At 52.5% G+C, this 373-nt stretch carries 1 pseudogene; it reads right to left on the bottom strand.

Annotated features, from left to right (window positions below):
- Positions 1–240 (bottom strand): annotated as a pseudogene (locus tag IV91_RS0113885) (IS21 family transposase); the annotation flags it as partial.
- Positions 241–373 lie beyond the last annotated feature (133 nt).

Below are 373 nucleotides of genomic sequence, written 5' to 3'. Positions count from 1 at the left end.
CGTTCCATTTATCCAGTCCTCCGTCGTCTCGCGGGGCGTGGCACAGGCGAAGGTATAGCCGGATGCCCCCAGGGCCGCCACGAAAATATGGGCACGATCTCCTCCAACCAAGGGGATAGTCGGACCAGCAAAGTCAATGAACAGTTTCTCCCCCGCGCGGTGAACCTGGCGCATGGAGCGCTTGAGGGTTCGGGCAAAACGCTGGTAGCAATCACAGAATTGAGAATAACTGTAGGTCTGGCTGTCTGCCTGAACTTTAGACATTCGCGGGTTTTTCCAAATACCGAAGGCACCCATCTGCGCGATAAATATTTTCAAAAAAAATGCAAAAAACACTTGACATGAAATCCGATTTGCGAGGTCGCTGCGCTAC

The sequence above is a fragment of the Ferrovum myxofaciens genome, assembly GCF_000735045.1.
Taxonomy (GTDB): domain Bacteria; phylum Pseudomonadota; class Gammaproteobacteria; order Burkholderiales; family Ferrovaceae; genus Ferrovum; species Ferrovum myxofaciens.
Note: the sequence above shows the minus strand (reverse complement) of the source record. Positions and strands in the feature narration are given on the sequence as shown.